Annotated in this window: 11 protein-coding genes; 10 read left to right on the forward strand and 1 reads right to left on the reverse strand. The window is 71.3% G+C overall.

Annotation, left to right across the window (positions count from 1 at the left end; all coding sequences use genetic code 11):
* Window positions 1-55 precede the first annotated feature (55 nt).
* From J2739_RS05865 to J2739_RS05900, 8 genes are read left to right on the forward strand one after another with little or no spacing between them, the layout of a single operon-like run.
* Window positions 56-1,951 carry a TonB-dependent receptor domain-containing protein gene (locus J2739_RS05865; protein ID WP_309899477.1) on the forward strand — a complete coding sequence of 632 codons (1,896 nt, stop codon included), beginning with the start codon at window positions 56-58 and terminating at the stop codon, window positions 1,949-1,951.
* Complete coding sequence (gene cobU / locus J2739_RS05870; protein WP_309899479.1) at window positions 1,951-2,517, forward strand: bifunctional adenosylcobinamide kinase/adenosylcobinamide-phosphate guanylyltransferase; 567 nt, start codon at window positions 1,951-1,953, stop codon at window positions 2,515-2,517. The genes J2739_RS05865 and cobU overlap by 1 nt, the downstream gene beginning before the upstream one ends.
* Window positions 2,514-3,392, forward strand: a complete 879-nt coding sequence (locus tag J2739_RS05875; protein ID WP_309899481.1) for an ABC transporter substrate-binding protein — start codon at window positions 2,514-2,516, stop codon at window positions 3,390-3,392. Before cobU ends, J2739_RS05875 begins: the two co-directional genes overlap by 4 nt.
* On the forward strand, window positions 3,389-4,393 hold the full coding sequence (locus tag J2739_RS05880) for a FecCD family ABC transporter permease (RefSeq protein ID WP_309899483.1): 1,005 nt from the start codon (window positions 3,389-3,391) through the stop codon (window positions 4,391-4,393). Before J2739_RS05875 ends, J2739_RS05880 begins: the two co-directional genes overlap by 4 nt.
* Window positions 4,393-5,166 (forward strand): ABC transporter ATP-binding protein, encoded by a 774-nt coding sequence (locus J2739_RS05885; protein ID WP_309899485.1) that lies wholly within the window; start codon window positions 4,393-4,395, stop codon window positions 5,164-5,166. Before J2739_RS05880 ends, J2739_RS05885 begins: the two co-directional genes overlap by 1 nt.
* A gap of 21 nt (window positions 5,167-5,187) precedes the next feature.
* On the forward strand, window positions 5,188-5,757 hold the full coding sequence (gene cobO, locus J2739_RS05890; RefSeq protein WP_309899487.1) for a cob(I)yrinic acid a,c-diamide adenosyltransferase: 570 nt from the start codon (window positions 5,188-5,190) through the stop codon (window positions 5,755-5,757).
* Window position 5,758: 1 nt separating this feature from the next.
* Window positions 5,759-6,793 (forward strand): adenosylcobinamide-phosphate synthase CbiB, encoded by a 1,035-nt coding sequence (gene cbiB / locus J2739_RS05895; protein ID WP_309899489.1) that lies wholly within the window; start codon window positions 5,759-5,761, stop codon window positions 6,791-6,793.
* Window positions 6,790-7,803: an aminotransferase class I/II-fold pyridoxal phosphate-dependent enzyme gene (locus J2739_RS05900; RefSeq protein ID WP_309899491.1), complete on the forward strand. Its 1,014-nt coding sequence runs from the start codon at window positions 6,790-6,792 to the stop codon at window positions 7,801-7,803. The genes cbiB and J2739_RS05900 overlap by 4 nt, the downstream gene beginning before the upstream one ends.
* A 6-nt stretch (window positions 7,804-7,809) precedes the next feature.
* Here J2739_RS05900 and J2739_RS05905 read toward each other — a convergent pair whose 3' ends face one another.
* A complete protein-coding gene (locus J2739_RS05905) occupies window positions 7,810-8,724 on the reverse strand; it encodes a LysR family transcriptional regulator (protein WP_309899493.1) in 915 nt (304 codons plus the stop codon).
* A gap of 169 nt (window positions 8,725-8,893) precedes the next feature.
* Here J2739_RS05905 and J2739_RS05910 point away from each other — a divergent pair, with 169 nt between their 5' ends.
* Both J2739_RS05910 and J2739_RS05915 read left to right on the forward strand, forming a co-directional pair.
* Window positions 8,894-9,766, forward strand: coding sequence for an alpha/beta hydrolase fold domain-containing protein (locus J2739_RS05910; RefSeq protein ID WP_309899495.1), 873 nt, complete (start codon window positions 8,894-8,896; stop codon window positions 9,764-9,766).
* A 150-nt stretch (window positions 9,767-9,916) separates the two neighbouring features.
* Complete coding sequence (locus J2739_RS05915; protein ID WP_309899497.1) at window positions 9,917-11,161, forward strand: efflux RND transporter periplasmic adaptor subunit; 1,245 nt, start codon at window positions 9,917-9,919, stop codon at window positions 11,159-11,161.
* Window positions 11,162-11,189 lie beyond the last annotated feature (28 nt).

Raw genomic sequence — 11,189 nt, forward strand, 5'->3', positions numbered from 1 at the left:
GTCCAAGCACCGGCGGGGAAGCCGGTGGCGGGCATTGATGATCTCCTGTGTTCCCATGACGAATCCCTGCGTTTCTTCCACGCGCGCCGAGGCCCGCGTCCTGCCGCGTGCCTGCCCGGCGCCCAGCCTCCTGTCCCTCTCGATCGCTGCCATGCTCGGCGGCCTCGCTTGCGCGCCGACGCTTGCGCTGGCGCAAGCCTCGCCCGCGTTGGCCGAAACGGTGGTGACCGCCACGCGCACGCCCACCCGCGCGGACGAGCTGTTGTCGGACACGGTGGTCATCGATCGCGCACAGATCGAGCAGCAGGCCAGCCGAACGCTGCCCGAGATCCTGGCGCGCGTCGCCGGCGTGCAGATCTCGGCCAACGGCGGCGCCGGCAAGGCCAGCAGCGTGTTCATCCGCGGCGCGGAGGCGCGCCACACGATCCTGCTGATCGATGGCGTGCGCTACGGCTCGGCCACGCTCGGCACGCCGGTGTGGGAGAACATTCCGGTCGACATGATCGAGCGCATCGAGGTGGTCAAGGGCCCGGCCTCGGCGCTGTACGGCAGCGACGGCGTCGGCGGCGTGGTGCAGATCTTCACGCGCAAGGGCAAGGCGGGCGAAGACGCTTTCGTTCCGCGCGCCTCGACCACCCTCGGCAGCGAAGGCTACAAGCAGATCACGGGCGGCTTCAGCGGCGCGTCGGGGCCCTTCACCTACTCGCTCGATGCGCAGCGCACGCTCGACAAGGGCTTCTCCTCGACCAACCGCAAGGTGCCTTTCGGCAACTTCAACCCCGACCGCGATCCCTTCTCGCAGAGCGCGCTCAATGCCTCGCTGGGCTTCCAGATCAATCCCGACTGGAAGATCGACGGCGGCCTGCTGTATTCCGAGGGCATCAACCACTACGACGACGGCCCCGACTGGGACACCCGCAGCCGGGTGCGCACGCAGATCGCCTACATCGGTGCGACCGGCGCGGTGACCTCGGCCTGGAAGACCCAGCTGCGTTATGCGCAGAGCCGCGACTACTCGCGCAACATCGTGGCCGAGCCCTTCAACCTGCCGGGCCTGTTCGAAACCACGCAGAAGCAATATCTCTGGCAGAACGATATCGCCACGCCGATCGGCACCGTGGTCGCCGGCCTGGAGCGCACCGTGCAGGAGGTGAACAGCGACACGGCCTACACGGTCACCCATCGCGACATCGACTCGGCCTTCGTCGGGCTCAACGGCAATGCCGGCAATCACAGCTGGCAGCTCAACACGCGGCACGACCGGAACTCGCAGTTCGGCGACAACAACACCTGGTTCGCGGGCTACGGCTACCGCATCTCGCCGAACTGGCGCATCCATGCGTCGCATGGCACCAGCTTCGTCGCGCCCTCGTTCAACCAGCTCTACTACCCGAACTTCGGCAACCCCGCGCTGCAGCCGGAAGAGGGCAAGAACACGGACGTGGGCATCACCTGGAGCCAGGACGGCCACAGCGTGAAGCTGGTGCGCTACGACAACGAGATCCGCGGCTTCATCACCAGCACCACGCGCCCGGAGAATGTGCCGCGCGCGCGCATCGAGGGCTGGACGCTGGGCTACGACGGCCAATTCGGGCCGTGGGCCCTGCGCGCGAGCATCGATTCGCTCGACCCGCGCAACGAGCTCACCGGCAAGCAGCTGCCGCGCCGCGCGAAGAACCAGGCCTCGGTCGGCGTCGATTACGCGATCGGCCTCTGGAAGTTCGGGGCCTCGGCCCTGCACGTGGGGCAGCGCTTCGATGACTCGCGCAATACCATGCGGCTTGGCAGCTTCACCACCGTGGACCTCTATGGCGAATACAAGGTGTCGAAGGACTGGGCCCTGCAAGGCCGGATCACGAACCTCAACGACGCGAACTACGAGACCGTCTATGGCTACAACCAGCGCGGACGCGCGGTCTACCTGACGCTGCGGTGGCAACCGAAGGCCTGATGCCCCGTGAGCGTGAGCTGATCCTCGGCGGTCAGCGCAGCGGCAAGTCGCGCCGCGCCGAACAGCGCGCGGCCGACTGGCTGGCGCTCGACCCGGCGCACCGCGCCGTGCTGATCGCGACCGCGACCGCGCACGACGAGGAGATGCGCGAACGCATCGCGCGCCACCGTGCCGACCGGGCCCAGCGCGTGCCCGGGCTCGTGACGGTCGAAGAGGCGGTGCGGCTCGGGCCCGCCCTGGCCCGGCACAGTGAGCCGGGCACGCTGGTGCTGATCGACTGCCTGACGCTGTGGCTGACCAACCTGCTGATGCCCGCCGAGTCCGGCAGCGCTTCACCCGCGCTTGCCGAGACGGCGCACGCCGGCCTGCTGCATGCCCTGCACGGGGCACGCGGGCCGGTGCTGCTGGTGAGCAACGAGATCGGCCTGGGCGTGATCCCGATGGGCCGCGAGGCGCGCGCCTTCGTCGATGCGCTGGGCCGGCTCAACCAGGCGGTAGCGGGTGCCTGCGATCGCGTGACGCTGATGGCGGCCGGCCTGCCGCTGCGCCTGAAAGAACCCGGATGAACACCTTCGCGCGGTGCCTGGTCGCCGGCTGGCTGGCCTTGTGGGCGCTGGCGGCGCACGCCCTCGTCGTGAGCGACGAGCGCGGCGTGCGCGTGGAACTGCCGCGGCCGCCGCAGCGCATCGTGACCCTGCTGCCGTCGCTCACCGAGTCGGTCTGCACGCTGGGCGGCTGCGATCGGCTGGTCGGCGTCGACCGGTATTCCAATTGGCCGGCGGCGGTGCGCGCGCTGCCGCAGCTCGGCGGCGGCATCGATCCCAACGTCGAGGCCATCGTCGCGCTCAAGCCCGAGGTGGTGCTGCTCGCCAAGTCCTCGCGCGCCACCGAGCGCCTCGAGGCGCTGGGGCTCAAGGTGCTGGTGCTCGAGCCCAAGAGCCATGCCGACGTGCGGCGCGTGCTCGACACGGTGGCCCAGGTGCTGGGCAGCGGCGATGCGCAGCAGGTGTGGCGCGCCATCGATGCCAGTGTCGCGGCGGCGGCGCAGTCGCTGCCGGCCGGGGCCGCGCGCACGCGCGTGTACTTCGAGGTCAACAACGCGCCGTACGCGGCGGGCGAGAGCTCCTTCATCGGGGAAACGCTCACGCGGCTGGGCGTGAAGAACATCGTGCCGGCCTCGCTCGGGCCCTTTCCCAAGCTCAACCCGGAATACGTGGTGCGCGCCGATCCGGATCTGATCATGGTCGGCGCGCGCAGCGCGCAGGCACTGGAGCAGCGGCCGGGCTGGGGCCGCATCCGCGCGGTGCGCGAGGGGCGCATCTGCCGCTTCACCGCCGAGGAGTCCGATGTGCTGGTGCGCCCGGGTCCACGCATGGGCGAGGCCGCGCGCCTGATGGCGGATTGCCTCCGGCAGAAGGCGCGTGGAGGCGCCGGCGGGTGAGGGGCGAGCACCATCGCGCGCTGGCGCTGGGCCTCGTGCTGCTGGCTGCGGGCGCGGCGCTGCTGGCGCTTGGCGCGGGCATCGGCAGCACCGGCTTCGAGAGCGTCCTCGCTGCGCGCCACGATCCGGTCGCGCTGCAGATCGTTTGGGACATCCGACTGCCGCGCACCCTCGGCGCCTGGCTCGCGGGCGCGCTGCTGGGCCTGGCGGGCGCGGTGGCGCAGGGCCTGTTCCGCAATCCGCTGGCCGACCCGTACCTGCTCGGCAGCGCCTCGGGCGCGTCGCTGGGCGTCGCCCTGGCCCTGGCGATGTTCGGCGTCTCGCCGACCAGCACCGAATGGGTGGTGCGCCTGGGCCTGACCGGTGCGGCCTTCATGGGCGCAGTGCTGGCGGTGCTGCTGACGCTGCTGCTCGCGCGCGGCGTGCAGCAGACGCTGCGGCTGCTGCTGGCGGGCGTGATCGTCGGCGTGGTGCTGGGGGCCGCCAAGGACCTGATCACCATCGCCTCGGCCGACATCCTGCAGGCGATCACGGGCTTCATGCTCGGCAGCACCGGCCTGGTCGGATGGAGCGCCTGCGCCGTGATGGGCGCGCTCGGCGCGGCCTGCCTGCTGCTGGGCTGGATGCTGGCGCCGCTGCTCGACGGGCTCGCGCTCGGCGAGGCCACGGCGGCCAGCCTGGGCCTGCCGCTGCCCGCGATGCGCGCGGCGCTGGTCGTGGTGCTGGCGCTGGCCACCGGCGCCGCAGTGGCGCAGACCGGGCTGATCGCTTTCGTGGGCCTGGCCTCGCCGCACCTGGTGCGCTCCGCCGTCAAGACCACGCACGCGCGGCTGCTCGTGCTGTCCAGCGCCATGGGCGGCCTGCTGCTGACGGCCGCGGACCTGCTCGCGCGCTGGCTGATCGCGCCACAGGAACTGCCGGTCGGCGTGCTGACGGCGGTGCTCGGCGGCAGCTACCTGCTGTGGCTCATGCACCGGCGCAGCGCGCGCGGAGGCTTCTGATGCAGGCGACGGTGCTCGAAGCCAGGCAGCTGAGCGCCACCCTCGGCGGCGTCGAGGTGCTGCATGCCATCGACCTCGCGCTGGCGGCGGGGCGCTGGACCAGCATCGTCGGGCCCAACGGCGCCGGCAAGTCCACGCTGCTGAAGGCACTGGCCGGGCTGCTGGCGCATCGCGGCGAGGTGCGGCTGGACGGCCAGCCGCTCTCGGCCCTGTCGGGCCGGGCGCGTGCGCGGCGGCTGTCCTGGCTGGGCCAGGGCGGGCCGGGCGAGGGCAGTGCCGACGACCTGACGGTGTACGACGTCGCCATGCTCGGCCGCCTGCCGCACCAGCGCTGGCTGGCGGCGCCCAGCGAGGCCGATCGCGCCGCCGTCGAGCGGGCGCTGCGCAGCACGCAGGCCTGGGAGTGGCGCGCCCGCCCGCTCGGCCAGCTCTCGGGCGGCGAGCGCCAGCGCGTGCTGCTGGCGCGCGCGCTCGCCGTCGAGGCCGGGCTGTTCCTGATGGACGAGCCCCTGGCCAACCTCGATCCGCCGCATCAGGCCGACTGGATCGCCGTCGCACGGCGCCTGGTGGCCGAGGGCCGCACGCTGATCAGCGTGCTGCACGAGCTCAACGTCGCGCTCGCCGCCGATGCGATGGTGGTGATGGCCGGCGGCCGCGTGCTGCACCAGGGCGGCTGCCACGACCCCGCGACCCACCAGGCGCTGGAGTCGGTGTTCGACGGCCGCGTCGTCGTGCACCGCGTCGCCGGCCAATGGATCGCGATACCGCACTGACACACATCGACAAGGAGCGCCATGCAGATCGAAACCCCACCCAGCGAGAAGCCCTACGAGAAGCCCGAGGGCGAACGCCGCGGCCTGGTGATCGTCAACACCGGCGACGGCAAGGGCAAGAGCACGGCCGCGTTCGGACTGGCGCTGCGCGCACACGGCCGCGGCAAGGCGGTGAAGATCTTCCAGTTCATGAAGGTGCCGAGCGCGCGCTTCGGCGAGCACCGCATGTTCGAGCAGATCGGCATCCCCATCGAGGGCCTGGGCGACGGCTTCAGCTGGAAGAGCCAGGACCTCGAGCGCTCGGCGCAGCTCGCGCGCGAGGGGTGGGAGAAGGCGAGGGCGGCGATCCTGTCGGGCGAGCACTTCCTGGTCGTGCTCGACGAGATCACGTATCCGCTGATCTACGGCTGGCTGCCGCTCGAGGGCGTCCTCGAGACCCTGCGCACGCGGCCGCGCGAGGTGCACGTGGTGCTGACCGGCCGCCGCTGCCCGCCGGAAATCATCGAGTTGGCCGACACCGTGACCGAGATGCAGATGGTCAAGCACGCCTTCAAGGCCGGCATCCCCGCGCAGCGCGGCATCGAGGATTGAGATGCCCTGGCTCCTGCTCCCTCCCGCCCTGGGGGAGGGTTGGGCTGCGGGCACCGTCGCTCTGATCCACGCGGCAGCCCTCGTCCTCGCCCTGGGAATCGACCGCGTGCTCGGCGAGCCTCCGGCGCGCTGGCACCCGGTCGTGTGGATGGGCGGCTGCCTCGGCTTGACCGGGCCGTGGATCGCGCCGCGCATCGGTGGCGCACCATCCGCGCGGGCCGGTCCCTTGGCTGCCGGCGTGCTGGCCTGGTGCGCCGGCGGCGCAGTGGTTCTGCTGGCGGCGGCAGCCCTGAGTGCTGCCGCCGCTCGCCTGCCGGAGTGGGCCGCGGCGCTGCTGCTCGGCCTCGCCCTCAAGCCCCTGTTCGCCTGGCGCATGCTGCGCGACGAGGTGCTGGCGGTCGAAGCTGCGCTGGCGTCCTCGCTGGCCGATGGGCGCAGCCGGCTCGCGCATCTCGTGAGCCGCGATGTCACGACGCTGGACGAAGCCCGGGTGCGCGAGAGCGCGATCGAATCGCTGGCCGAGAACCTCAACGACTCGGTGGTCGCGCCGCTGTTCTGGTTCCTGCTGCTGGGCCTGCCCGGCGCGGCGCTCTATCGCTTCGCCAACACGGCCGACGCGATGTGGGGCTACCGGGGCGAGCGCCAGGGCCGCGTCTGGGACTGGGCCGGCAAGTGGGCCGCGCGCGCCGACGACGTGCTCTCCTGGCTGCCGGCACGCATCACGGCGCTGCTGCTCGCCCTGTCTTGCGCCCTCTCGCGCGAATCGGAGGGAGCCGGGATGAGGGGGCTCCGATGCCTTCCCGGCCAAGCCCGCCTCACCCCCTCCCCCAACAGTGGCTGGCCGATGGCCGCGATGGCCTTGCTGCTGGCCGTACGCCTCGCCAAGCCCGGCATCTACGTGCTGAACCCGGCCGGCCGCGAGCCCGCGGCCGCCGACACACGGCGCGCCGTGGCGCTGGCCGGCCGGGTCGCCTGGATGACCGTCGGCCTGGCGGCGACCGCACTCCTTCTCTTTGCAGCATGGCGCAGCGCATGAGCTCCTCCTCCTTCCACGACGAAGAAGCCCTGCACGGCGGACCCGACGCCCGCGGCGCGGCACTGCACGACTTCTCGACCAATGCCAACGCCTGCGGTCCGTGTCCGATGGCCTTGCAAGCGCTGGCGCAAGCCGATCCGAGCCGCTATCCCGACCCGCGCTACACCGCGCTGCGCGAGACGCTGGGCCGCTTCCATGGCGTCGCCGCCGAGCGCATCGTGATCGCCGCGAGCGCCAGCGCGTTCATCGCGCGCATCACGGGCGCGGTCGCGCAGCAGGGCGGGCGCAAGGTCTGGCTGCCTCGGCACAGCTACGGCGACTACGCGCGCGCCGCAGCGGCCTGGGGCCTGGAGCTGCATCGTGAGCCCGAGGCGCCGGCCGGCAGCGCGCTGGCCTGGTGCTGCGATCCGTCCAGCCCGCTGGGCCAGGCGCAACCCGGCTTGTCGGCAATGGTGGATGCGGCGGCGCCGGGGGTCTGCGTGCTCGATCTGGCCTATGAGCCGCTGCGCCTCGAAGGCTGCCTGGACTTGAGCGCGGCGCAGAAAGACCGCGTCTGGCAGCTGTGGACCCCGAACAAGGCCCTGGGCCTGACGGGTGTCCGCGCGGCCTACGCGATCGCTCCCCGCGATGCGGCCGGCAGGGTCGAGCCGTTGAACCGGCTTGCGCCTTCCTGGCCCCTCGGCGCACACGGCGTTGCATTGCTCGAGGCGTGGGCGCTGCTTGAAACGCAAGACTGGCTCGCCGCCAGCCGCGAATGCCTGCGCGGCTGGAAGCACGAGCAGCAGGCCTTGTGCGCCGCGCTCGGCTGGTCCGTTCTGCCGAGCGTTGCCAACTACTTCTGCGCCCGCCCCGATGTCCCTTATGCGCGACGGGCGGCGGCCTTGCGCGAGGCCGGCATCCAGCTGCGCGATGCCTCTTCCTTCGGCTTGCCGGGCCACGTCCGCCTCGCGGTGCTGCCGCCCGGCAGCCAGGCGGCGCTGGTCCGCGCCTGGCAAGCCGCGCGGGCATGATCGGCCTCAGCGCCGCTGCAGCTTCGGATTCTTCGCGAACAGATCGGCCGCCCAGTCCACGAACACCCGCACCTTGGCGCTCAGGTGCCGGTTCGGCGGGTACACCACATGCACCGGCAGCGGCGGCCGTGTCCATTCGGGCAGCAGCTCGATCAGCTCGCCGCTGGCGATGTGCGGGTCTGCCATGAAGGTGACGCACTGCGAGATGCCGAAACCTCCCAGCACCGCCGCCAGGTGCGCATTGGCCTCGTTGACCGACACGCGGTAAGGCCCGGAGATCTCGATGTGCTCGTCGCCCTGCTGGAATTCGTGCGGGTAGATGCGGCGCGAGCCCGCCGCGAAATAGCTCACGACATGGTGCCGCTTCTCGATGTCGCTCGGATGCTGCGGCATGCCGTAGCGCTTGACGTAGGCCGGTGAAGCCACGGTCACGAAGGCGAGGGTGCCGATGCGCCGCGCCACCAGCGACTGGTCGGTCAGGTCGCCGGCCCGGATCACGCAGTCCACGTTGTCGCTGATCAGGTCCACCGGCCGGTCGCTCACGCCGAGGTCCACCTGGATCTCCGGGTAGCGGTCGCAGAAGCTGGCCAGCGCCGGCAGGATGATCATCCGCGCCGTGGACGAGCCGACGTCGATGCGCAGCCGCCCGGTCGGGTTGGCCTGCGCGTTGGTCATGCTGGCCTCGATATCGTCGAAGTCGTTCAGCAGCCGCGCCGTGCGCTCGTAATAGGCGGCGCCGTCGGGCGTGACCGTCACGCGCCGGGTGGTGCGGTTCAGCAGCTTCACATGCAGACGAGACTCCAGCGCCTGGATCTGCTTGGTGACCGTGCCTTTGGGCAGGCCCAGCGAGTCTGCGGCACGGGTGAAGGTGCCGGCTTCCACGACGCGGACAAAGATCCGCATGCCTTGGATCTGGTCCATCGATGCTCCTAGGGAAAAACCCGCGTGAACGGGCGGGGGCGGATTCTGACATGCGCCGTCTTAGCCGATTGTTAGTCGATTGGAAACAGAGTGAGGATGTCGATCCTGTTGCAGGCGCCGATGAGGCCCTTAATATTCAACCCATCGTCACCCACCGAGGCTGCTCCCCATGTCATCCCGCCCCATTCCGCGTTCCGCTGAAGCCGCCCAGGCCCCGGCGATCGCCGCTGCGCCGGGTGCGGAGACCGATGTCAGCATCCCGCTGCCGCAGCGCGATCCGGTGCAGGCGCGGCTCTACGGCCAGCGGGCCAAGGGGACGGCGGCGCCGCTGGTGCTGCACTTCCATGGCGGCACCTTCGTCAGCGGCAACCTCGATGACGGGCGCAACGTGTCGCGGCTGCTGGCTGCGGCCGGCGCAGTGGTGGTGTCGGTGGCCTATCCGCTGACGCCTTTCCCCGAACCCATCGAAGTCGGTTTCGCGGCGCTGGAGTGGCTCTACAAGCAGCGCGTCAAGCTGGCCGGCAAGGGTGCCCGCCTGTACCTGGCCGGCGAAGAGGCGGGCGGCAACCTGGCGGCCGCGGTGGCACTGATGGCGCGCGACCGCGCCCATCCGCCGCTGGCCGGGCAGATCCTGCTGTCGCCGATGCTCGACCCCTGCGCCGGCACGCTGTCGCTGCGCCAGGCCTCCGGCGACGTCGCCCGATGCCGCTGGGCGTCGGGCTGGCAGGAGTACCTGAGCTGCCCGATGAACGCGACGCACCCTTACGCCGTGCCGGGCGCATCGCTCAGGCTGGCCGAACTGGCGCCGGCCCTGGTGCTGGTCGGCGAGGACGATGCGATGCGTGACGAGGCCCTGAGCTTCGCGCGGCGGCTGCATGAGGCGGGCATCCCGGTCACCAAGGCAGTCCTGCCCTCGGCCGCGAAGTGTCCGGACGAGTTGTATGACCCCGCCTTCGGGAATTGCGCGTGCACGGAGACAGTCGGTAGGCATCTGCGCGCGTTTTTCGCTTCCACGGTGCCGCCGGTGCCTCCCCCGGCCTAGGCCCCAACCGGCTGCGCCGGTCGACTTTTTTCTGAACCCCTTCCTGGGTCCGCCGGCCTGACCGGCGGGGCCGGATTTCGCCTTCCTGCTGCCACGTGGCCGCGGGCCGGGCTGTTGTTTTTTCAAAGTTATTCAACGAGGACCTTCATCATGCAAAGCAACAACAAGCCATCGAATGCCCGCCGCCTGTGGCCCGCCGTGACCGGCATCACCGCCCTGGTGGCGATCGCCTCGGCAGTCCTGCTGGGCCTGCCCAGCTTCAAGGCCGAGGCCAACGATGCGCCCGCGGTCGCCGCGCCGCGGGCCACGCCGGTGTCGGTGGCCGTCGTGGCCGCGACCCAGGTCAACACCTGGGACGAGTTCTCGGGCCGGCTCGAAGCGGTCGAGCGGGTCGATGTCCGGTCGCGGGTTGCGGGCGCGGTGCTGGCGGCGCACTTCCGGGAAGGCGCGCTGGTCAAGCAGGGCGATCTGCTGATCACCATCGACCCGGCGCCTTACGCGGCCGAAGTGGAGCGCGCCGAAGCGCAGGTCGCCTCGGCGCAGGCGCGTGCCGCCTTCACGCGCAGCGAGCAGGAGCGCGCGCGCCGGCTGTGGGACGACAAGGCCATCGCCCAGCGCGAGCTGGACGAGCGCGTCAACGCCGGCCGCGAGGCCGAGGCCAACCTGCGCGCCGCGCAGGCTCAACTGCAGAGCGCGCGCCTGAACCTCGGCTACACGCAGGTGAAGGCGCCCGTGTCCGGCCGCATCGGCAAGCTGGAAGTGACCGTGGGCAACCTGGTCGCCGCCGGGCCGGGGGCGCCGGTCCTGACGACGCTGGTGTCGGTCAGTCCGATCTACGCGAGCTTCGACGCCGACGAGCAGGTGGTGGTCAAGGCCCTGAAGGAGCTGCCGCCCGGCGCCGGCGCGCGCGGCAAGCTGGACGGCATCCCGGTGCAGATGGGCACCGCCGGCCTCGATGGCACGCCTTACGAAGGCCGGCTGCAGCTCATCGACAACCAGGTCGACGCCAAGAGCGGCACGGTGCGCGTGCGCGCCGCCTTCGACAACAAGGACGGCACGCTGATCCCCGGCCAGTTCGCGCGCATCCGCATGGGCCAGGCCCGCAGCGACACCGCGCTGCTGGTGAGTGAGCGCGCGGTCGGCACCGATCAGAACAAGAAGTTCGTGATGGTGGTCGGCGAGGACAACAAGGCCGAGTGGCGCGAGGTCACGCTGGGCGCGCCGGTCAACGGCCTGCGCGTCGTGACCAAGGGCCTGAAGGCCGGCGAGCGCGTGGTCGTCAACGGCCTGCAGCACATCCGTCCGGGCGCCCTGGTGGCGCCGCAGGCAGTCACCATGGACGCCAAGGCCGACGCGCAGGCGCAGCAGCGCGTGGCCACCGCCACCAAGTCCTGAGCGGCCGTGGCATCCCCGAGGGAAACAT

It is taken from the genome of Variovorax soli, from assembly GCF_031454625.1.
Classification (GTDB): Bacteria; Pseudomonadota; Gammaproteobacteria; order Burkholderiales; family Burkholderiaceae_C; genus Variovorax; species Variovorax soli_A.